This window comes from Streptomyces tardus (assembly GCF_018101125.2).
In the GTDB taxonomy this organism is placed as follows: Bacteria; Actinomycetota; Actinomycetes; order Streptomycetales; family Streptomycetaceae; genus Streptomyces; species Streptomyces tardus.
In genome coordinates, this window is sequence record NZ_JAELVF020000001.1 from 42,770 (window position 1) to 64,835 (window position 22,066).

Here is a 22,066-nt window from a genome sequence, read left to right on the forward strand (position 1 = left end):
CCTCGCCCAAAATGCGCATTGTTCCTGACGGTCCCCAGCCTGCCATGTCGGGGAAGGCCCGCGGCGCGCGCCCCCACCGGGCGGGCGCGGCCGGTACGGGCCGGGGAGTCGGGTGGAACTCCGCAGGCGGGCCCGTCAGGAGATGTCCAGCGCGAGGCGCTCACGAACGCGCCCGGCCTCCGCCTCCGCACCGCTCTCCTCGGCCTGCGGCGGCGTCCGGTCCGCGTGCGGGGAGGGGCTCGGGCGCGCCGCGTCCTCACGCGGGGACGGACTCGGGCACTCCTCCGCAACGACCGCGGGCCGGCCCGGTGCCGGAGCGAGCCCGTCCGGTGGCCGTCCCCCGAGCAGCTCCGGACCGCCCCAGGCACTGCCGGGGGCCGGGGCGCCGGAACCGTACAGGTGCGCGCCCGGAGCGTGTGCGGACGGCGCAGGTGCGGACGGCGCAGGTGCGCCCGGCGGCAGATTCGACGAGCGCCCGGCCGCGTCGCGGGGCACCGTACCGCCGGACGCCGTATCGCCGGATGCCGCGTCGCGGGTCGCCGGGTCGCCGGGCACCGGGTCGCGGGGCCTGACGACCCGGTGAGTGGGAACCGGCAGCGCGGGGACGGCTCTCGCCCCTTCGAGGGCGCCCCGTACCGCGGGATCCCGCTCCACGGCGAGCATCGCCTGCGCCAACTCCTCCGCGAGAGCGCCCGTTTCGCGATGTGCGGCGAGTACGCGCGCCAGCGCCGTACGGGGGGCGGTGGCGCGCAGGCTGAGCAGCTCGCCGACCAGCGGGCGAAGGCCGGCTCTCGCCGAGGCGCCCGCGCCGAGCCTGCGGTCGACGAAGCGGGCGATGGGCTCGGCGGCCGACTCCGGCCGTCTGCGGGCGAGTTCGCCGACGATCACGGACAGCGGCCGGGCCAGCGCGGGGGTGTGGACGTCGCCGAGCAGGGTGAGCAGCCCGCGCGCGGTCTCCGGCCGCGCGGGAGCCGGTCCGCACAGCCGGTGCCGAAGCGCGGCGAGCACCTGCCGGGGGTGGGTGTGCAGTGCGCCGACGAGCGCGCGGGCGAGGTCCTGGTCGAACGGCTCGCGAGCGAACCGCAGTTGGGCGGCCGAGAGGTAGGAGGCGCGGGTGGAGCGGTCCTGCACCAGCACCGCGTACGCGGCCGGGTGCAGTCTGCCCGCCTCGTCCGGCCCGCGCAGCAACTGGCGTGCGGCGGCGGCGAGTTCGCCCCGGTCCGCCTCGGTTCGGGCGGCGAGGGCCGGCAGATAGCGGGCGGCGGCGTTGCGGCGGTCCTCCCGGGCATCCCGCGACCACCGGTGCACGGCTCGGCCGAGGCCGACCGGTTCGTCCTGGACCAGCTCCTCCAGCAGGCCGCGGGCCGCACCTCCGCCGACCGTGGTCAGCGCGGCAACCAGCGAATCGGCCAGTTCGTCGGTGGCGACCCGGCGGTGCGCGTAGAGCAGCGCGCCCGCCGCGCCCGCCACGGTGGCTCCGGGCGCACGCAACTCGCGTCCGTCGCTGAACCAGCGGCACAGCAGCGGTGTGACCGCCCGGGGCCGCTCGGCCAGCAGCCGGGCCACCACGTCCATGTACCGCTCCCCCGCGGCCGGCGGCGCGTCGTCCAGCGGCAGCAACTGCCGCAGGAGATCGATGAGTTGGCTGGTCTCCAGCGTGAGCCGGGCCCAGAAGGAGGGGCCGAACGCGGGGTGTCCGCCACCGTGCAGCAGACGCGTCGCGAGCACCCGCAGCACCGGCAGGTACGGGCGGGCATCCGGCACTCTCAGCAGGGTCTGGCGCAGCAGTCGGCAGGCCCACCAGCCCTCGTCGCCGCCGCGGTCGACGGCATCGATCAGCTCCCGCAGCCGGGGTCCGAGCCCTCGCGGCCCCATGGTGTGGTGGCAGAGCAGCAGCGCCTCGGCCACCGGGCCGACTCGGTGCCGCGGAACGGGTACGGCCTCGCTCTGCCGCGGGTGGTGCACCAGCGCGTCCAGCGCCGCGTCCACTTCCAGATGGGCTCCCTGCAACCAGTCCCCCAGCGCCTCGTCGCTGAACCGGTAGCCCTCTCCGGCGGGTTGGAGCACCCCGATCGAGAGCACCGCGGTCGCCCACCCGCCGCTCCACGGGAAGACCGCCTCGAACTCGGACCGGCTCAACCCGCCCTGGCCGGGCCCCAGGCAGCGGCGCGCCGCCAGATGCAGTCGGCCGGACGCGGTCGCCGCGAGGCGGCGCAGTGCCGCGTCCGCCACCGGCGGTCGGCGGCTCGCGCCGAGGCTGGTGGCGATCCGCAGTGAGACCAGCGCCACCCACGCCTCGTACACCTCCCGGCGGTCCGGCGGACGGCTCGGGGTGTCCACGGGACGCAGCTGAGCGAGTATCCGGTCGGTCAACGGGTGGCCTCCGGGGAAGGCCTCCAGCGGCACGTGCGGGCGCAGTTGCAGCCCCCAGGAGGGCTGCGGGGGCGAGGAGTTGACCCCGCTCGATCCGTACAGCAGCTCCTCGGGGAAGTACCGGCCCGCCCGGTCCCAGAACTCCGGGCGGCAGGCGAGCGCGAGGTGTGCCCCGGAGACCCTCAGCCAGTTGGCGGTGCCCAGGCACCAGCGGCGGAGCTCGTGCGCCAGATGCGGAGGCATCTCCTCGGGCCCGTCCAGCAGGACGAGCAGCGGTCGGCCGGCCTCGGCGGCGAGCCGGGCGACCACGTCGGGGTGGGCGGGGGGCGGGATGGTCACCGGCCCCGGAGCATCGCTGTCCCGCCGCCCGAGCAGGCTGCCCGCGTCGGCCAGTACCCGCTGTACGGCGTCCTGTACCCCGTTGTCCCCGGCACGCAGGTCGGCGCCGCGCAGCCAGAGGGTCGGCCGGGGCTCGGCGGCGGAAACACGGCGCGCGGCCCAGCCCGCCAGCTCGGTGCTGCGCCCCGCGCCCGGCTCGCCGACCAGCGCCAGCAGGCAGGCGGGGGTGTCGAGGAAGTCCTCGAAGGCCCTCTCGGTCGCCGGCCTGCGCCGCGGTGTACGAGCGGCCGGCGGCGGCACCGCAGCAGCGGCGACGGAGGCACCGGTGAGCAGCAGTGCGCCGGCGAGGTTGAGGTCGGCGCCGTATCCGGGCGCGGCCAGTGCGTTGCGGGCGAGCAGCGCGGCGAGCGGTGCGTACTCGTGCGTGGCCACGGCGGCGGGGTCCGGCCGCAGCGGCACCGCGTACCCGCAGGCCCGTCTCGGGCTGTGCAGCGCGGTACCGAGAACACCGACCACCGCGCCGGTGACCGCGTCCAGCACCGGAGCTCCGGTGACCCGCGGACTGAGCCGCAGCGCATCGCCCACCCGCTCGGGCAGCTCCAGCTCCAACGCGCCCTCGAGGGTGTGGAAGCGGTCGGTGGCGGTGTAGGTGACGTCGGCCGTCGCCCCGACGACCGTGTCCAGCCAGCCTTCGCCGGTACGGACGAGGACGCGGGTCCCGGGCAGTCGCGAGGTCGCTATCACCAGCGGGAGACCGGTCAGCTCCGGCGCGGCGACCAGTGCGAGGTCGCAACCGGGCAGCGGGGTGATGCCGTCGGACTCCACGAGCACGGTGTCGCCCTCGGTGGTGCGCAGCACGAGCCTGCTGAGCCCGTCGACAGCTTCGTGGCTGGTGAGCAGGGTGCCCCGGTCGTCGGCGAGAAAACCGGTGCCCCGAGCCCGGCCTGCGAGGTCGCAGATCTGGATCAACCCGGGCGCCGCGGGTACTGCCATGTGCGCTGAACCTCCTGTGCCTGTCTCCAGACCGTATGTCCAGCCGCGGGCCGCAGGGGCACACCGAGGGCGAACACGCCCCCGCGCGCCCCCTGTTCACTTCCAGCGCCCGCTCGATGGGGTGAACTCCCCCCGGCGCCCGGACGGTTGAGCGAAACCGGTCGGCCACTCGCTGCCCGACGGGAGCACGCCGCCACCCCTGAATCGACGTCCGGCCCCGCCCGCCGAACGGGAACAGGCCACCTCCGAACCGGTAACGGGAACGGCAGAAGGGACGGACCCGCGCGCCGCGCGACGTCCGTCCCTTCTGCCTGCCCTCGGGCTCCGCCTAGCCGAACACCGCGAGGCTCTTCGCCTTGCCCTTGCGGTCCTCGACCAGCGCGAGGAAGCGCTCCCCCGGGCCGAAGACCGCGATCGGTCCCGCCGGCAGCTCGGGCATCGCCAGTTGAACGCCGTTGCCCAGCAGCCTGGCCTGCTTCTCCGGCACGTCCCAGCGCGGGAACGCACGGGCCGCGGCCTCCGCGATCGGCAGCATGTCCAGCGACTCCTGGAGCTGGTCCAGCGTCCGCGCCTCACGCATCCCGTACGGCCCGACCCTTGTCCTGCGCAGCGCCGTCAGGTGCCCGCCGACGCCCAGCTCCTCGCCGAGATCGCGCGCGATGGCCCGCACATAGGTGCCCGAGGAGCAGGTGACCGAGATCAGCAGGTCGGTGACGGCGGTCCCGTCCTCCGCCTCGGACTCGCTCACGTCGTGCACGACGAAGGAGGAGACGGTCACCGGACGCGCCGCGAGCTCGATCTCCTCCCCGGCCCGCACCCGGGCGTAGGCCCGCTTGCCGTCGATCTTCACGGCGCTGACCTTGGACGGCACCTGCTGGATGGCACCGGTCTGCCGGGCGACGGCGGCGTCCACCGCCACCCGGTCCAGCCCGGCGGCGGGCGTGCTGGAGGTGATCTCGCCCTCGGCGTCGTCGGTCACGGTGGCCTGGCCCAGCCGCACGGTCGCGACGTACTCCTTCTCGGTCAGCGCGAGATGCCCCAGAAGTCGGGTCGCTCTGCCGAGGCCGAGGACGAGCACCCCGGTCGCCATCGGGTCGAGCGTCCCGGCGTGCCCCACCCGGCGGGTGCGGGCGATACCGCGCATTTTGGCGACCACGTCGTGAGAGGTGAAGCCGGCCGGTTTGTCGACGACGATCAGGCCGTCCGGCCCCCCGCTGTCCTTCGCTGATCCCACGCTCAGTCGTCCTTGCCCCGGGCGGACCCGTCGGCGGACCCGCCGGCGGAGACCTCCGCGGAACCGGCGGCCGGGCGGTCCGCGGCGTCCGCGGGCACGTCGCCGTCCGCCCCGTCCTCTTCGTCGTCCTCGGCGGGCTTGCGGTACGGGTCGGCGCCGGCGGCGTACTCGGCGCCCGAGGACGCCTCGCGCACCTGCTCGTCCGACGCCTTCGCGCGGGCCAGCAGATCGTCGATGGTCTTCGCGTTCTCCGGCAGGGCGTCCGGGATGAAGGCGAGCGTCGGCGTGTAGCGGACACCGGTCTGGCGGCCCACCTCGGAGCGAAGCACGCCCTTGGCGGACTCCAGCGCCGCGGCCGAGGCCTCTCGCTCCTGCTCGTCGCCGTAGACCGTGTAGAAGACCGTGGCCTCCCGCAGGTCGCCGGTGACCCGGGCATCGGTGATGGTCACATAGCCGAGCCGCGGGTCCTTGATGCGTCGCTGAAGAGTCTCGGCGACGACGACCCTGATGCGGTCAGCCAGCTTGCGTGCCCGCGCGGTGTCGGTCATGCGGCTCACTTCTCTCTGTTCGGTCAGTCGGTGTTTCGGTCGGTCGGTGATTGTCGGTCGGTGTTTCGGTCGGGGCGGGGGCGCGGCACGGATGCCCGTGCCGGCCTGCCCGTACGGGCGCCCGCCCCGCGGTGCGTACGGCGCGGAGCCGCCCCGGCAGGAACGCGTGGCCGGGCGCGCTATTCGTCGTCCTCGCCGTACAGACGCCGTCGCGCCGACAGCAGCTCCAACTCGGGGCGGGCGGCGACAAGACGCTCGCAGCGGTCCAGCACGTCGGTCACCCGGCCGACGTCACCGGAGACGACGGCCAGCCCGACGGTGGCTCTGCGGAGCAGATCCTGCTCGCCGACCTCGGAGACGCTCACCGCGAACGTGCGGTGCAGCTCGGCGACGAGCGGACGGACGACGGAGCGCTTCTGCTTGAGCGAACGCACGTCGCCGAGCAGAAGATCGAAGGACAGTGTCCCTACATACATGCAGTACGGGTCTGGCCGACCCGGAAGGCCTCAGTGGTGCTGCGGACTCGGGGTGGAACACAAGAACGGTACACGTCCGGGCGGGACGGTATCGACGCGTTTTCGCCCGGTGGGGGGTTGCGGGCGCCCGGGGCCGGGCTGCCCGGGCCGGGGACGGCCCCGGGGCCGGTCGGTAGCTTCACCGACCGGCCCCGGACCGCGTTCACCGCTGTGCTTCGCCTCAGCCGCGCGGCTTCTCGCGCAGCTCGTAGGTGGCGATGACGTCGTCGATCTTGATGTCGTTGTAGCTGCCGAGGTTGATACCGCCCTCGTAGCCGTCACGAATCTCGGTGACGTCGTCCTTGAAGCGGCGCAGACCCTCGATGTTGAGGTTCTCCGCGACGACCTTGCCGTCACGCACCAGGCGCGCCTTGGTGTTGCGCTTGACCTCGCCGGAGCGGACCAGAACACCCGCGATGTTGCCGAGCTTGGAGGAGCGGAAGACCTCGCGGATCTCCGCGGTGCCCAGCTCGACCTCCTCGAACTCCGGCTTCAGCATGCCCTTCAGGGCCGCCTCGATCTCCTCGATCGCCTGGTAGATGACCGAGTAGTACCGGACGTCGACACCCTCGCGCTCGGCCATCTGCGTCGCGCGGCCCTCGGCCCGGACGTTGAAGCCGATGACGATGGCGTCCGAACCGGAGGCCAGGTTGATGTCCGACTCGGTGACCGCACCCACACCGCGGTGCAGGACGCGGATGTCGACCTCTTCGCCGACGTCGAGCTGGAGCAGCGAGGACTCCAGAGCCTCGACCGAACCGGACGCGTCGCCCTTGATGATGAGGTTGAGCTGCTCGACCTCGCCCGCCTTGAGCACCTTGTCCAGGTCCTCCAGGGAGACCCTGCGGGTGCGCTTGGCGAATGCGGCGTTGCGCTCGCGGGCCGCACGCTTCTCGGCGATCTGCCGGGCGGTGCGGTCCTCGTCGACAACGAGGAAGTTGTCGCCGGCGCCGGGGACGTTGGTCAGACCGAGCACCAGGGCCGGGGTCGCGGGACCCGCTTCCTGGATGTTGTTGCCCTTGTCGTCGAGCATCGCCCGGACACGGCCGTACGCGTCGCCGACGACCATGGTCTGGCCGACCTTCAGCGTGCCGCGCTGGACCAGCACCGTGGCAACCGCACCGCGACCGCGGTCCAGGTGCGCCTCGATCGCGATGCCCTGGGCGTCCTGCGTCGGGTTGGCGCGCAGGTCCAGAGCCGCGTCCGCGGTGAGGACCACGGCCTCCAGCAGGCTGTCGATGTGCAGGCCCTGCTTGGCGGAGATGTCGACGAACATCGTGTCGCCGCCGTACTCCTCGGCGATCAGGCCGTACTCGGTCAGCTGGCCGCGGACCTTGGTCGGGTCCGCACCCTCGACGTCGATCTTGTTGACCGCGACCACGATCGGCACCTCGGCCGCCTTGGCGTGGTTCAGCGCCTCGATCGTCTGCGGCATCACACCGTCGTTGGCCGCCACCACGAGGATCGCGATGTCGGTCGACTTCGCACCACGGGCACGCATGGCGGTGAACGCCTCGTGGCCCGGGGTGTCGATGAAGGTGATCTTCCGGTCCGCGCCGTTGACCTCGGTGGAGGCCTGGTACGCACCGATGTGCTGGGTGATGCCGCCGGCTTCGCCCTCGATGACGTTGGTCTTGCGGATCGCGTCCAGCAGACGCGTCTTGCCGTGGTCGACGTGACCCATGACGGTCACCACCGGCGGCCTGGCCGCGAGCTCTTCCTCGCCGCCCTCGTCCTCACCGAACTCGATGTCGAAGGACTCGAGCAGCTCGCGGTCCTCCTCCTCCGGGCTCACGATCTGAACGACGTAGTTCATCTCTTCGCCGAGCAGGTTCAGAGTCTCGTCGGAGACGGACTGGGTCGCGGTGACCATCTCGCCCAGGTTGAACATGACCTGGACCAGCGACGCCGGGTTGGCGTTGATCTTCTCCGCGAAGTCGGTGAGCGACGCGCCGCGGGAGAGGCGTACGACCTCGCCCTTGCCGCGCGGCAGCATCACGCCGCCGACCGACGGCGCCTGCATCTGCTCGTACTCCTGGCGCCTCTGCCGCTTCGACTTGCGACCGCGGCGCGCGGGACCGCCCGGGCGACCGAACGCGCCCTGTGTGCCGCCGCGACCACCGGGGCCGCCGGGACGACCGGCGAAACCGGGACGACCGCCACCGCCACCGGGACGACCGGCGAAACCGCCACCGCCACCGGGGGCGCCGGGACGACCGGCGAAACCGCCGCCACCACCGGGACGACCGCCACCGCCACCGGGACGACCGCCGCCGCCACCGGGACGACCGGGACCGCCGCCGGGACCGCCGCGACCGGGACCCGGACGCGGGCCGGCAGCGGGACGCTGCGGCATCATGCCCGGGTTCGGACGGTTGCCACCGCCGCCGCCGGGACGCGGACCGCCCGGGGCTGCGCCGCCCTGCGGACGGGGCATGTTGCCCGGAGTGGCACGACTGCCGCCGGGAGCCTGCGGGCGGGGACCGCCCGGGCCCGCGGACGGACCGCCCGGACGGGGACCGCCGGGCTTGGGCGCACCGCCGCCGGGACGCGGCGACTGGGGACGGGCCATGCCGGTGGAACCACCGGAGGTGAAGGGGTTGTTGCCCGGACGCGGGCCCGCAGTGCGGGGACCGCTCGGCTTGGGAGCCGCGGGACGCGGTGCACCCGGCTTCGGGGCACTGCTGGGCTTGGCACCGCCGGCGGCGGGCTTGGCGCCACCGGCAGCCGGCTTGGCGGGTCCGCCCTGCGGGCCGGGACGGCTCGGAGCGGGACGCTGCTCAGCGGGCGGCGCGGTGAACTCCGGCTTAGCCGGGCCGGGGCGCGGCGCGGAGGCGCCGGGCTTGGGCGCGGCACCCGGCTTGGGCGCACCGCCCTTCGGCTCCTCGGCGGCTGCCGGCTTCGGCGCTGCCGGACGGGGGCCGGGGGTCGCACCGGGCTTCGGTGCTTCCTGGGCCGGAGAGGGGGAGGGGGTTGCGGGCGCACCCGGCTTGGGTGCTCCCGGCTTGGGGACGGCCTTCTTGGGGGCCGCCGGCTTCGCCGCGGACTTCTTGGCGCCGCTGGGGGCACCGCCCGTGCCGAATGAGTCAGTCAGTTTGCGAACGACCGGCGCCTCGATTGTCGAGGACGCCGAACGAACGAACTCACCGAGCTCCTGGAGCTTGGCCATGACGACCTTGCTCTCCACACCAAGCTCTTTGGCGAGTTCGTATACCCGGACCTTAGCCACTTCGCTCCTTCTGGTCCGGGGGGCTTCCGCCGGACCTTCGCTACTTATGCATGGGCGCTCATCGCGTACTCATCGAGTGCTCATCGCAATCTCGACCTGCTTCCGACTCGCGAGTTAGCTCCCGCACAGGGAATCCGTGCGGGTCGTCTTACGGTTCATTGCTCGGTGCTCCGCGCAGGTGGCGCTCGAGCTCCGTCGTGTCCGGCGGACCCGGTCCTCCCCTGACACGGAAGGCTCTCAGGAACGCCCTGCGGCGAACCGCCAGTTCAAGACAGCCGGGGACAGCGTGGATATACGCTCCCCGGCCGGGCAGCGTACCGCGAAGATCGGGAACACTTCGCCCCTCGACCAACACCACACGCAGCAGATCGGCCTTGGCCGCCTGCTTCCGACACCCGACACAGGTACGTTCGGGACGTGCGCGGGAACGCGTCCGGCCAGACACTGCTTCAGTCTACCTCCCTGCACGCACCGCATCCCGCCACGGGGTACGAGCGTGCGCCCGCCGCTCCCCCGCTCGACGACATCCGGTCGACGAGCGGGCAACGGCCCTACTGTGCGTCCGCGTCCGGCTCCCGGCCCGCGTCCGCCTCCTGGTCCGGCCTGATGTCGATCCGCCAGCCGGTGAGGCGGGCAGCGAGACGGGCGTTCTGCCCCTCCTTGCCGATCGCCAGCGACAGCTGGTAATCCGGCACGGTGACACGGGCGGACCGCGCGGCCAGATCGACCACCTCGACCCTTGTCACCCGGGCCGGGGAGAGCGCGTTCGCCACCAACTCCGCCGGATCGTCGGACCAGTCGACGATGTCGATCTTCTCACCGGCCAGTTCGCTCATCACGTTCCTGACCCGGCCGCCCATCGGGCCGATGCAGGCGCCCTTGGCGTTGAGACCGGAGCGGTTGGACCGTACGGCGATCTTCGTGCGGTGCCCCGCCTCGCGTGCGATGGCGGAGATCTCCACCGAGCCGTCGGAGATCTCGGGGACCTCCAGCTCGAAGAGCTTCCTCACCAGGTTGGGGTGGGTGCGCGAGAGCGTGACCGACGGCCCGCGCACGCCCTTGGCGACCCGGATGACGTACGTGCGCAGCCGGGTGCCGTGCTGGTACTCCTCGCCCGGGACCTGTTCCTGCGGCGGCAGGATGGCCTCCAGCCGGCCGATGTCGACCAGCACGCTGCGGGGGTCCTTGCCCTGCTGCACCACACCGGTCACGACGTCGCCCTCGCGTCCGGCGTACTCCCCGAAGGTGACCTCCTCCTCGGCGTCCCGCAGACGCTGGAGGATGACCTGCTTGGCGGTGGTCGCGGCGATCCGTCCGAAGCCCGAGGGGGTGTCGTCGAACTCGCGGGGCTCCTGGCCCTCCTCGAGGTCGGCCGGGTCCTCCTTGGCCCACACGACGACATGGCCGCTGGCGCGGTCGAGCACCACACGGGCGTGCCTGCTGCTGCCCTCGGTGCGGTGGTAGGCGATGAGGAGAGCGGATTCGATCGCCTCCACGAGCAGGTCGAAGGAGATCTCCTTCTCCCGTACGAGTCCCCGCAGGGCGCTCATGTCGATGTCCACGGCTACGCCTCCTCCTCTTCCTTCTTGTCCTTGTTGTCCTTGCCGTCCTTGCGGCTGAACTCGATCTCCACCCGGGCCTTCGCGATCTCGTCGAAGGAGACACGGCGCGCGGTGGGCTTGCGCCCCTTGACGCCGGGCACCTCGGTGTCGAGGCCGTCGTCGTCCACCGCGAGGATGCGGGTGACCAGCTCGCCGCCCTCGTGCAGCTGGAGCTTGACCAGACGCTCGACAGCGCGGCGGTAGTGCCGCAGCTCGGTGAGCGGCCGGTCCGCACCCGGCGAGGTGACCTCCAGGACGTAGGGCGCTCCGCCCATCACGTCGCTGTCGTCCAGGACCGGGGAGATCTCGCGGCTCAGCTCGGCGCAGGCGTCCAGCTGCACACCCTCGTCGGAGTCGACAGCGACCCGCAGTACCCGGCGCTTGCCGGCGGGAGTGACGGTGACGTCCTCGAGATCCAGACCATGCGCGGAGACCAGCGGCTCCAACAGCCCTCGCAGCCTGTCGATCTGGGTGGTGCTCATCCGAATGACTCCTCGGCCGCGTGTGCTGTTGTCAGGTACGGGACGCTCGGCGTGCGTTGCCGCGCCTGCGATGCGGGGTGCGGCAAGTCCAGACCCGGTGCCGAGCACCGGAAAACACCTCCCGGCATGCCCGATACAGCCTAGCGCCTGCGTCGGGTCGCACTGACCAGGCCGCCGCACGGGTGCAGCGGCCAGCGCGTCGGGGGCGGGCGACCAGGACGGTTGTTCGTGACGGGTACGCTCGTCGCAGCACTGATCACCTGTTCCGGTGTCGCTCACGCCTGCCAACTCGGCGCCCCTCACCGCTTGTTCCTCCCCCGCCACCGCGGCTCGCAGCGGTGCCAACGGCTCGGCGAGCGAGGGATGCGCGCGGACGGTGGCGTCGTACCGCTCCAGCAGCTCCCGGCTCTGCCGCGCGGCCTCGCCCCGCACCTCTTCCGCCGGGGACGCCTTCGGCGCACTCGGCGGCTCGTCCGCGCCGCCGCCCGTGCACGCCGTGGCGAGCAGGGCGACGGCTCCCGCTGCTCCTGCGGTGACGAAGGTCCGACGCTGAGGGGTGGGCGACACGTGAACACTCCACGAGGGTCGGGCCGGCCGCGGGCACGGGGGCAGCGACCCCTTCGAGCCGGACGACCTGTCCCCTGCCGAGGAGCTGGCGGCCCGGGCGACTGTGGCGATCGACAACGCGCGGCGCTACTCGCGCGAGTAGCGCCGCGCGTTGTCGATCGCCACAGTCGCCCGGGCCGCCAGCTCCTCGGCAGGGGACAGGTCGTCCGGCTCGAAGGGGTCGCTGCCCCCGTGCCCGCGGCCGGCCCGACCCTCGTGGAGTGTTCACGTGTCGCCCACCCCTCAGCGTCGGACCTTCGTCACCGCAGGAGCAGCGGGAGCCGTCGCCCTGCTCGCCACGGCGTGCACGGGCGGCGGCGCGGACGAGCCGCCGAGTGCGCCGAAGGCGTCCCCGGCGGAAGAGGTGCGGGGCGAGGCCGCGCGGCAGAGCCGGGAGCTGCTGGAGCGGTACGACGCCACCGTCCGCGCGCATCCCTCGCTCGCCGAGCCGTTGGCACCGCTGCGAGCCGCGGTGGCGCGGCACCTGGCCGAGTTCGACGGCCGGAGCGGTCGCAGGCAGCCGGACACCGAGCGCCGGGAGAAGGCGGACAGTGCGGCTGCCGGCGCCAGGAAGGTGCCGGGAGAGCCGCGGGCCGCACTGGCCGCACTGGCGAAGGCCGAACGGCGGACCGTGGACGCCAGGACGAAGGCGCTGGACACAGCGCCACCGCAGGCCGCGATGGTGCTGGCCTCGGTGGCGGCGGCCGGCGCCGCCCACGGATATCTGCTGACCGAACTGCGCGCGGAGGTGGACTGAGATGAGTACGTCCGGCAGAGGTGGGCCGAGATGAGTACGTCCGCACACGGCCCCGCACCGGCGCGCCCGGCCTCGGACGGGGAGGCGCTGGACGCGCTGCGCGCTGCCCTGGCCGCCGAGCACGCGGCGATCTACGGGTACGGCGTCGTCGGTGGCCGGGTCGACAAAGGCCGCCGTCCCGATGCCCGGGAGGCGTACGACGCGCACCGCGCCCGCCGGGACGCGCTGGCCCGCGCGGTGCTGGACCTGGGCGGTGAACCGGTGCAGGCGCAGGCCGCGTACGCGCTGCCGTTCCCGGTGCCCGACCACGCGAGCGCGTTGCGCCTGGCCGCCGAGCTGGAGGACCGGCTCGCCGGGGCGTACGCGGACCTCGTACGGGCAGCGGACGGTCGGCGGCGGCGGGACGCGGCAACGGCGCTGCGTGAAGCGGCGGTCCGGTCCGCGCGCTGGCGCGGTCGCGGCGTAGCCTTCCCTGGGCTGGTCGATCGCGAGGACGGGCCCGCCGACCGATAGCCGTTCGAGGGAAGGCGCGCGAAGGCATGGCCGATCTCCCCCGCTACGAACCTCCGCAGCGGCTGGTGCGCACCCTGGGCCCCGGGCACCCCTGGCTCGCGAGACTGCCGGAACTCGCCGAACGCCTCCTGCACGACTGGGAGTTGACGTTCGAGCGGGTGGTGGCACCGGGCGGCAGGGAGAGCACGGTGGCGCTGGTGCGCCGGGCGGACGGCACGCCGGCGGCGCTGAAGCTGCTCGCCGCGGACGAGCGCCTGGTCGCCGACGAGGCCGCGGCTCTGCGGCGCTGGGACGGGCTGGGCGCCGTACGGCTGCTCCGGGCCGACCCGCGGGCCGGCGCGCTGCTCCTGGAACGGCTGCACGGCGAGACCTCTCTGCGCTCGCTGCCGGACGCGAAGGCCACGCTGGAGGCGATGTCGACGGTGCGGCGGCTTTGGGTGCCGCCCGGCGAACACCCCTTCACGACAGTGGACGACCACACCGGCGTACAGGTCGACCGGGTGCTCGGGTCCGCGCCCGAGGAGGTGCGCCCGCTGGTGCGCGAGGCGATCGCGGCGCGCGAGGAACTGCTCGGCACGCCCGCGCCGATGGTGCTGCTGCACGGCGACTTCCGGCAGGGCGTGGTGCTCGCCACCGACGATCCCCGAGCGCAGTGGCTGGCTGCGGGCCCGCAGCCGCTGGTGGGCGAGCCGGAGTACGACCTCGCTCGTCTGGTGCGGGACCGGCTGCACGATCTGATGGCCTCTCCCGGCGCCCCGGCACAGGTGCGGCGACGCATCCGGAAGCTGGCGGACTCACTCGATCTGGACCGGGAGCGGCTGCGCGGCTGGACCCTCTACCGGGCGGTGGAGTCCGGTGTGCGGCAGGTGCTGACCGGCGACCGCGAGGACGGCGAGATGCTGCTGGAGTTCGCCGGCTGGGTCTGAGGGCCACAGCGCCCGTACGACCGGGCGACGTACGCACTCGTCCCGCCCGACGGCCGCGTACCGTACCGGTCCCGCTGCCCCTGTCGGCGGGCCTGCCCCTGCCGACGGCGCTGCCCCGCGGCCCGGTGCGGGCGGCGGGGCAGCGCGGTGCGGGTTTCGGATCAGCGGGTGAGCCGCTGGATCGCTTCCTCCACCGGCAGTTCGACGCGCTCGCCGCTGCGGCGGTCCTTGAGCTCCACCAGGCCCTTGGGCGCTCCGCGGCCGACGATGAGGATCTGCGGCACACCGATCAGCTCGGCGTCGGTGAACTTCACGCCGGGCGAGACGCCCTGACGGTCGTCGACCAGGACCCGTACGCCCGCCGCGCCGAGCTTGTCGCCCACCTCGACGGCCAGTTCGATCTGGGCGGCCTTGCCGGCGGCCACCACGTGCACGTCGGCGGGGGCGATCTCCTCGGGCCAGCACAGGCCCTGCTCGTCGGCGGTCTGCTCGGCGAGCGCGGCGACGGCGCGGGAGACGCCGATTCCGTAGCTTCCCATGGTCACCCGGACCGGCTTGCCGTCGCGCCCGAGCACATCGAGGCCGAAGGTGTCGGCGTACTTGCGGCCGAGCTGGAAGATGTGGCCGATCTCGATGGCCCGGTCGAGCCTGAGCCCGGTGCCGCACTTGGGGCAGGGGTCGCCGGGCTCGACGACCACGACGTCGAGGTACTGGTCGACGGTGAAGTCACGGCCGCAGACCACGTTGCGGGCGTGCTTGCCCTCCTTGTTGGCGCCGGTGACCCAGCTGGTGCCGGGGGCGACGCGCGGGTCGGCGAGGTAGCGGATCTCGTGCTCCGCCAGGCCCTGCGGTCCGACGTAGCCGCGCACCAGCTCGGGACGGTCGACGAAGTCCTCCGCGGTGACCAGCTCGACCTCGGCGGGCGCCAGGTGCTCGCCGAGCTTGCCCAGGTCGACCTCGCGGTGGCCGGGCACACCGACCGCCACGATCTCGCCGTCGACTTTGACCAGCAGGTTCTTCAGCGTGGCCGAGGCGGGCACGTTGAGGTACGCGGCGAGGGTGTCGATCGTCGGGGTGTCCGGGGTGTCCAGCTCCTCCAGCGGGGGCTGGTCGGCGCCCTCGACCGTCGTCAACTCGGTGGTGACGGCCTCGGTGTTGGCTGCGTAGTCGCAGTTGGGGCAGTCGGCGAAGGTGTCCTCGCCGGCTGCGGCGGGGGCCAGGAACTCCTCGGAGGCGGACCCGCCCATGGCGCCTGAGACCGCGGAGACGATGCGGTAGTCCAGGCCCAGACGCTCGAAGATGCGGGTGTACGCGGCGCGGTGCAGGGCGTAGGACTGCGCCAACTCCTCGTCCGAGACGTCGAAGGAGTAGGAGTCCTTCATCAGGAACTCGCGGCCCCGCAGGACACCGGAGCGGGGACGGGCCTCGTCGCGGTACTTCGTCTGCACCTGGTAGAGGATCACCGGCATGTCCTTGTAGGACGTGCACTGGTCCTTGACGACCTGGGTGAAGATCTCCTCGTGCGTGGGCCCGAGCGCGAGCTCGGCGCCCTTGCGGTCCTGGAGGCGGAAGAGCAGCTGGCCGTACTCCTCGTAGCGGCCGGACGCCTCGTACGGCTCCTTGGGCAGCAGCGCCGGCAGCAGGACCTCCTGGGCGCCGATGGCGTCCATCTCCTCGCGGACGACGCGGCTCACGTTGTCCAGCACCTGCTTGCCCAGCGGCAGCCAGGTCCAGATGCCGGCGGCGGTGCGACGTACGTAGCCGGCCCGTACGAGCAGTTTGTGGCTGAGCGTCTCCGCGTCGGCCGGGTCATCGCGCAGCGTCTTCAGCATGGAGCGGGACAGGCGCTGGACTCGGGCTGCCATGAGGTTTCTCCTGTTGCGGACCGTATGGGGCGAGTCGCGGCATACGGGGTCGCGTGGTTGGGCTGGTGAGGTCTGGAGGTTAGTCGGTTCAGCGGTGCAGCGGCAGTTCGGCCCCCATGACGACGTACGGGGTGGCCGCACTCGGGAAGCTCACCCCGGTCGCCAGGTCCCGGTACCCCAGGCGCCGGTAGAGGGCGCGGGCCGGGCTCTCGGCCTCGACGGCCGACAGCAGCGAGCGCGGCTCGGCGGCGGCGTCCGTCAGCCGGGTGATCAACTCCCGCCCGACACCGCGCTGCTGGAACGCGGGGTGCACGTGCAGCTCGGTGATCGTGAAGGAGCGGTCGAGCCAGCCGCTGGCGCCGTTGCGCAGAAGGTACGGCTCGACGACGCTCGACCACCACTGGTTTCTGCTGTTCGGCAGGCCGTAGACGAAGCCGACCAGCCGCCCCTCGGCGGTCGTCGCGCCGAGCGCGCGGGCGCCGGGGAAGGCGAGGTGGCGCAGCACGATGTGCCGCCGTACGGCGATCTCCTCGTCCGTGAGGCCGAACGCGAGCGCCTGGACGGCGAGCGCCTCGTCGACGCGTGCGGCCAGGTCGAGGTGGCCCACCGCGACTTCGTACTGCATGGGCACAGAGCCTACTGCCGCGAGGATCAGAACAGCACACTCATGAAGGCGCCGGACTCCTCGAAGCCGACTCTGCGGTAGGAGGCGCGGGCCGCGGTGTTGTAGTCGTTGACGTACAGGCTGGCGAGCGGGGCCACCTCGGTGAGCGCGTAGCGCAGCACGGCGGCCATGCCGGTCTCCGACAGGCCCTCGCCGCGGCGTTCGGGGCTGACCCAGACGCCCTGGATCTGGCAGACCTTCGGGGTCACGGCGCCGATCTCCGCCTTGAAGACCACACTGCCGTCCTCGAACCGCGCGAACGCCCTGCCGGTGCCGACGAGTTCGGCGACGCGGGCCTGGTAGATCAGGCCGCCGTCGCCGCCTTCCAGCGGCGAGATGCCGATCTCCTCGGTGAACATCGCGACGCAGGCCGGGAGGACGTCCTCCAGCTCGTCCTTGCGCACACGTCGCACGTACGGGTCCGGCACCACCTCCTCGGTCTGGCGGGAGGTGACCATCAGGGGCTGGTGCGGGCGGACCTCGCGGGCCGGGCCCCAGTGCGGCTCCAGCAGCGACCACAGCGCGGCCGTCGGACCGGCGGGGCCGACCAGGGAGGAGGAGCGGCGGCCCTGGCGGCGGGCGCGCGCGGCGAACGCGACGACCGCCTCGGGCCCTGCGCAGAGGGGGACCAGGTTGGCGCCCGCGTAGCACAGCGACTCCAGCCGACCCTCGCGGTACCAGCCCCACATCTCGCCGCCGAGCCGCCAGGGGTCCAGGCCCGCGGTGTGCACCCGGGCGGCGACGAACGCGTTGTTCACCGGTTCCCGGTCCAGCACGGCCAACGCCTCGTCCAGATCACTGGGGTCGAGAGCCCGGGTGGAGGTGGTGGTCAGCACGCGCGGAGGAGCCTTTGTCGCTGGAGGGGTCGTCCGGCCCGCGAGGCGGCGGCGGGGCGACGTGACGGGCTTTGACTGTACCCCGCAGCCACGACCCGGCACCTCCACTCGCCCTCACGCCGCCCCGGCCGACGCAACGCGCTGCGCGTGCGGCCCGTTGCGCACGCCTCGGACGGGGCGGACACACGCCGACGGCGCACGGCCGGGCCCGGAAAGGTCGGGCCCGACGCCGTACGCCGTCGGGAAGAGCGGTTCAGCTGACGGGAAGAGCGGTTCAGCTGACGGAGACCTCGGGCTCGCCGGAGGCGGCGCCGTCCTTCTCCATCTGCTCGGCGATCTTCATCGCTTCCTCGATCAGGGTCTCGACGATCTTCGACTCGGGGACGGTCTTGATGACCTCGCCCTTGACGAAGATCTGGCCCTTGCCGTTGCCGGAGGCGACTCCGAGGTCGGCCTCGCGGGCCTCGCCGGGTCCGTTGACGACGCAGCCCATCACCGCGACGCGCAGCGGCACGTCCATGCCGGTGAGGCCGGCGGTGACCTCCTCGGCGAGCTTGTAGACGTCGACCTGGGCGCGTCCGCAGGACGGGCAGGAGACGATCTCCAGTCCGCGCTCGCGCAGTCCGAGGGACTCCAGGATCTGGTTGCCGACCTTGATCTCCTCGGCGGGCGGCGCGGAGAGGGAGACCCGGATGGTGTCACCGATGCCCTCGGAGAGCAGCGCGCCGAAGGCGACGGAGGACTTGATGGTGCCCTGGAAGGCGGGCCCGGCCTCGGTGACTCCCAGGTGCAGCGGGTAGTCGCACTGCGCGGCGAGCTGCCGGTAGGCGTTCACCATGACGACCGGGTCGTTGTGCTTGACGGAGATCTTGATGTCCCGGAAGCCGTGCTCCTCGAAGAGGGAGCATTCCCAGAGCGCGGACTCCACCAGCGCCTCGGGGGTCGCACGACCGTACTTCTGGAGCAGCCGCCGGTCCAGGGAGCCGGCGTTGACTCCGATACGGATCGGGGTACCGGCGTCGGAGGCCGCCTTGGCGATCTCCTTGACCTTGTCGTCGAACTGCTTGATGTTCCCCGGGTTGACGCGCACCGCCGCACAGCCGGCGTCGATGGCGGCGAAGACGTACTTCGGCTGGAAGTGGATGTCGGCGATCACCGGGATCTGCGATTTGCGGGCGATGACCGGGAGCGCGTCGGCGTCGTCCTGCGTGGGGCAGGCCACCCGGACGATCTGGCAGCCGGAGGCGGTGAGTTCGGCGATCTGTTGCAGCGTGGCGCCGATGTCCGAGGTTCTGGTGGTCGTCATCGACTGCACGGAGATCGGAGCGTCCCCGCCGACGGGGACGGACCCCACCTGGATCTGTCGGCTGACTCGCCGTTCGGCGAGCTTGATCGGTACGGACGGCATTCCCAGCGAGATCGCTGTCATCAGGCGTAACCCCAAGGTGTGTATCGCGGGCCCGAGATCGGCCGGGCTCCGGCTGACGAGAGTACGGCACTCGGCTGAACGGAAATCCGGCGAGCCGTGTGCGATGCGGCTCCCCGTGCCCGGCCCGTGGCGGGGCGCGAGGAGCACTCGGTCCTGCTCGGCAGGGGCCGGGGCGTGGGCGGCACGACAGGTGGCCGCTCACGCCCTGCGGGGACCTAGCCGGCCAGTCTGACCGGATTCACCACGTCGGCCACGAGCACCAACAGGGTGAAGCAGACGAAGACTCCCGCCACGACGTACGCCACCGGCATCAGCTTGGCGACGTCGAACGGGCCGGGGTCGGGCCGTCGGAAGAGCTTGGCGGCTCGGCGGCGCACCGACTCCCAGAGCGCTCCCGCCATGTGGCCACCGTCCAGCGGCAGCAGCGGGAGCATGTTGAAGAGGAACAGGGACAGGTTGAAGCCCGCGACCAGGAAGAGCATCGTGGCCACCCGCTGGCTCGGCGGGATGTCCAGGGTGACGATCTCGCCGCCGACCCGGGCCGCGCCCACGACACCCACCGGGGAGTCGTCTGCCCGCTCGCCGCCCGCGAAGGCCGCGTTCCACAGGTCGGGGACCTTGGACGGCAGGGCGATCAGCGCCTCGAAGCCGTTCTCCATGATCTCGCCCATGCGGTCCACGGCCTGCGGGAAGGACTGCTGTTGGATGCCGGAGGCCGGGGCGAAGCCGAGGAAGCCGGCCGTGACGTACTCGCCCTCGACGTAGCCGCCGTCGCCGTCGCTCTTGGCGACCTTGTTCTCGATCGGGGTGGCCTGCAGCTCGCGGCGCTCGCCGTCGCGCTCGACGACGAGCGTGACCGGCCCCGAGGAGTCGCGGATCGAGGACTGGAGTGCGCCCCATTCGGTGATCGGCTTGCCGTCGTAGGAGACGATCTTGTCGCCCGCCCGCAGCCCGGCCGCCTTGGCCGGGGTGTCCGGGGCGTTCTTCGGGCAGGTGTCGGTCTCGGCACCGGCCTCGATCACGCAGTCGGAGACGCTCCCGACCGTGGTGGTCTGGGTGTTGATGCCGAAGGTCATCAGCACCCCGAGGAAGATCACCACCGCGAGGATCAGGTTCATGAACGGGCCCGCGAACATGACGATCAGGCGCTTCCACGGCTTGCGGGTGTAGAACAGCCGCTTCTCGTCGCCCGGTTGCAGCTCCTCGTACGCGGCGGCCCTGGCGTCCTCGATCATGCCGCGGAACGGGGAGGTGGAGCGCTTGCGGATCTTGCCGTCGTCGCCGGGCGGGAACATGCCGATCATCCGGATGTAGCCGCCGAGCGGGATGGCCTTGATCCCGTACTCGGTCTCGCCCCGGTGCCGGGAGAAGATCGTCGGCCCGAAGCCGACCATGTACTGCGGCACCCGGATACCGAAGAGCTTGGCCGTGGAGAGGTGCCCCAGCTCGTGCCAGGCGATGGAGAACAGCAGCCCGACGACGAAGACCACCACGCCGATCAGGGTCATCAACATGGTCATGCGCGGGCCTCCGCCGTACGTGCTCGGGCGGCTTCGGCCGCCAGTTCGCGGGCGCGGGCGCGGGCCCACTCCTCGGATGCGAGGACACCGTCGAGTGTCAGACCGGTTCCGTCCGGCACACCGTGCTCCTCAACCACAGCGGCCACCGTATCCACGATCGCGGTGAAGGGCAGCCGTCCGGCGAGGAAGGCTTCGACACACTCCTCGTTGGCGGCGTTGAAGACGGCCGGCGCGGTGCCGCCGAGCCCGCCGACGTGCGCCGCCAGCGACACGGAGGGGAACGCTTTGTGGTCCAGTGGCAGGAAGTCCCAGCTCATCGCCTTGCGCCAGTCGAAGACCGGTCCGGTGTCCGGCACCCGGGCCGGCCAGCCGAGCGCGAGGGCGATCGGCAGCTTCATGTCCGGCGGGCCGCACTGGGCCAGCGTCGAGCCGTCCTCGAACTCGACCATGCTGTGCACCGCGGACTGCGGGTGGACGACGACCTCGATGCGCTCGAAGGGGATGTCGTACAGCAGGTGGGCCTCGATGACCTCAAGTCCCTTGTTCACCAGGGTCGCCGAGTTGATCGAGATGACCGGGCCCATCTCCCAGGTCGGGTGGGCCAGCGCCTCCTGCGGGGTGACATCGGCGAGCTGCGCCCGGGTGCGGCCGCGGAACGGGCCGCCGGAAGCGGTGACCAGCAGCTTGCGCACCTCCGCCCGGGCCCCGCCCATCAGCGCCTGGAAGAGCGCGGAGTGCTCGGAGTCGACCGGGATGATCTGCCCGGGCGCGGCCAGCGCCTTGACCAGCGGGCCGCCGACGATCAGGGATTCCTTGTTGGCCAGCGCGAGCGCCCGGCCGGCCTCCAGCGCGGCGAGCGTGGGGCGCAGGCCGATGGAGCCTGTGATGCCGTTGAGCACGGTGTGGCAGGGCGAGGCGGCGAGCTCGGTGGCGGCGTCCGGGCCGGCCAGCACCTCGGGGATCGGTTCACCGGCGCCGTACTGCGCGCGGAGCGCCTGGCGCAGAGCGGCGGCGCGGTCCTCCTGGGCCACTGCGACGGTCCGCACCTGCAAGCGGTGTGCCTGACCGGCCAGCAGCTCGATCCGCCCGCCCGCGGCGGACAGCCCGGTGACCCGGAAGCGGTCGGGGTTGGCGAGCACCACGTCGACGGCCTGGGTGCCGATCGAACCGGTCGACCCCAGGATCACGAGGTCACGTGGTCCGTCGTGGTCGCCGTGGGCCGACCGGTAGCTGGTGTGCGGGTCGGCGAGGGCCTGGGGGGATTCCGTCATGCGGTCCATTGTGGCCTCTCCGGTTCGGGAGTCGGACGGCGCATGGACGTACCCGGGCGGCGCCCTGCGGTCCTCGCAAGCTCCGGGGCAGCTGCCGCCGTACGGGAGTTGAGGGTGTACGGCCGAATCTCGCGGGCAGTGCGGGAGTCCTGTCCGGCGGGTACAGCGGCACGAGCGCACCGGCCGGGACAACTCGACGCTGTTCCGCCGCAGTTGGGCACGGTGCGGGCCGGCCTTCGCGGCCGGCCCGCCCGGAGCGGGATCCCGGGACGGGCTCGGCCTGCTGCGGTGATTTTCGGACAGCGTGCGCACGCTGTCCGCTCGGACGCATGTGCCGGAGGTGACCACCGCGTGCCCTCGGGAGG

Annotated in this window: 17 protein-coding genes; 3 read left to right on the top strand and 14 right to left on the bottom strand. The window is 72.6% G+C overall.

Annotated features, from left to right (window positions below; genetic code table 11):
- Nucleotides 1–135: 135 nt before the first annotated feature.
- From JGS22_RS00170 to rimP, 8 genes are all read right to left on the bottom strand, one after another.
- Nucleotides 136–3,705, bottom strand: coding sequence for a S1C family serine protease (locus JGS22_RS00170; protein WP_211041242.1), 3,570 nt, complete (start codon nucleotides 3,703–3,705; stop codon nucleotides 136–138).
- Between the two features lie 328 nt (nucleotides 3,706–4,033).
- Nucleotides 4,034–4,939: a tRNA pseudouridine(55) synthase TruB gene (gene truB, locus JGS22_RS00175; RefSeq protein ID WP_211041243.1), complete on the bottom strand. Its 906-nt coding sequence runs from the start codon at nucleotides 4,937–4,939 to the stop codon at nucleotides 4,034–4,036.
- 2 nt (nucleotides 4,940–4,941) lie between these two features.
- Entirely contained in the window at nucleotides 4,942–5,487 is a 546-nt protein-coding gene (rbfA, locus tag JGS22_RS00180; RefSeq protein WP_211041244.1) for a 30S ribosome-binding factor RbfA, read from the bottom strand.
- A gap of 179 nt (nucleotides 5,488–5,666) precedes the next feature.
- Complete coding sequence (locus tag JGS22_RS00185) at nucleotides 5,667–5,963, bottom strand: DUF503 domain-containing protein (protein ID WP_211041245.1); 297 nt, start codon at nucleotides 5,961–5,963, stop codon at nucleotides 5,667–5,669.
- 220 nt (nucleotides 5,964–6,183) lie between these two features.
- Nucleotides 6,184–9,231 (bottom strand): translation initiation factor IF-2, encoded by a 3,048-nt coding sequence (infB, locus tag JGS22_RS00190; protein ID WP_216814791.1) that lies wholly within the window; start codon nucleotides 9,229–9,231, stop codon nucleotides 6,184–6,186.
- 148 nt (nucleotides 9,232–9,379) lie between these two features.
- A complete protein-coding gene (locus JGS22_RS00195) occupies nucleotides 9,380–9,676 on the bottom strand; it encodes a YlxR family protein (RefSeq protein WP_211043702.1) in 297 nt (98 codons plus the stop codon).
- A gap of 106 nt (nucleotides 9,677–9,782) precedes the next feature.
- Nucleotides 9,783–10,793: a transcription termination factor NusA gene (nusA, locus tag JGS22_RS00200; RefSeq protein ID WP_211043700.1), complete on the bottom strand. Its 1,011-nt coding sequence runs from the start codon at nucleotides 10,791–10,793 to the stop codon at nucleotides 9,783–9,785.
- Nucleotides 10,794–10,795: 2 nt separating this feature from the next.
- Nucleotides 10,796–11,314 (bottom strand): ribosome maturation factor RimP, encoded by a 519-nt coding sequence (gene rimP / locus JGS22_RS00205; RefSeq protein WP_211043698.1) that lies wholly within the window; start codon nucleotides 11,312–11,314, stop codon nucleotides 10,796–10,798.
- Between the two features lie 835 nt (nucleotides 11,315–12,149).
- Here rimP and JGS22_RS00210 point away from each other — a divergent pair.
- The 3 genes from JGS22_RS00210 to JGS22_RS00220 are packed head-to-tail and all read left to right on the top strand — an operon-like array spanning nucleotide 12,150 to nucleotide 14,116.
- Entirely contained in the window at nucleotides 12,150–12,677 is a 528-nt protein-coding gene (locus JGS22_RS00210; protein ID WP_216814792.1) for a hypothetical protein, read from the top strand.
- 30 nt (nucleotides 12,678–12,707) lie between these two features.
- The gene (locus JGS22_RS00215; RefSeq protein WP_211040952.1) at nucleotides 12,708–13,190 is read left to right on the top strand and encodes a ferritin-like domain-containing protein; all 483 of its coding nucleotides are present in this window, start codon (nucleotides 12,708–12,710) and stop codon (nucleotides 13,188–13,190) included.
- A 26-nt stretch (nucleotides 13,191–13,216) separates the two neighbouring features.
- Nucleotides 13,217–14,116 (top strand): aminoglycoside phosphotransferase family protein, encoded by a 900-nt coding sequence (locus JGS22_RS00220; protein WP_211040953.1) that lies wholly within the window; start codon nucleotides 13,217–13,219, stop codon nucleotides 14,114–14,116.
- 161 nt (nucleotides 14,117–14,277) lie between these two features.
- On the opposite strand, the gene JGS22_RS00225 is transcribed toward JGS22_RS00220, so the two are convergent.
- The 6 genes from JGS22_RS00225 to dxr all read right to left on the bottom strand — a co-directional run bounded on the left by JGS22_RS00225 (nucleotide 14,278) and on the right by dxr (nucleotide 21,701).
- On the bottom strand, nucleotides 14,278–15,981 hold the full coding sequence (locus JGS22_RS00225) for a proline--tRNA ligase (RefSeq protein WP_211040954.1): 1,704 nt from the start codon (nucleotides 15,979–15,981) through the stop codon (nucleotides 14,278–14,280).
- 88 nt (nucleotides 15,982–16,069) lie between these two features.
- Nucleotides 16,070–16,606: a GNAT family N-acetyltransferase gene (locus JGS22_RS00230; RefSeq protein ID WP_211040955.1), complete on the bottom strand. Its 537-nt coding sequence runs from the start codon at nucleotides 16,604–16,606 to the stop codon at nucleotides 16,070–16,072.
- Between the two features lie 26 nt (nucleotides 16,607–16,632).
- Complete coding sequence (locus JGS22_RS00235) at nucleotides 16,633–17,481, bottom strand: GNAT family N-acetyltransferase (protein WP_211040956.1); 849 nt, start codon at nucleotides 17,479–17,481, stop codon at nucleotides 16,633–16,635.
- 274 nt (nucleotides 17,482–17,755) lie between these two features.
- Complete coding sequence (ispG, locus tag JGS22_RS00240; protein WP_211040957.1) at nucleotides 17,756–18,910, bottom strand: flavodoxin-dependent (E)-4-hydroxy-3-methylbut-2-enyl-diphosphate synthase; 1,155 nt, start codon at nucleotides 18,908–18,910, stop codon at nucleotides 17,756–17,758.
- 215 nt (nucleotides 18,911–19,125) lie between these two features.
- The gene (locus tag JGS22_RS00245) at nucleotides 19,126–20,430 is read right to left on the bottom strand and encodes a M50 family metallopeptidase (RefSeq protein WP_211040958.1); all 1,305 of its coding nucleotides are present in this window, start codon (nucleotides 20,428–20,430) and stop codon (nucleotides 19,126–19,128) included.
- Nucleotides 20,427–21,701 carry a 1-deoxy-D-xylulose-5-phosphate reductoisomerase gene (gene dxr / locus JGS22_RS00250; RefSeq protein WP_211040959.1) on the bottom strand — a complete coding sequence of 425 codons (1,275 nt, stop codon included), beginning with the start codon at nucleotides 21,699–21,701 and terminating at the stop codon, nucleotides 20,427–20,429. The genes JGS22_RS00245 and dxr overlap by 4 nt, the downstream gene beginning before the upstream one ends.
- Nucleotides 21,702–22,066 lie beyond the last annotated feature (365 nt).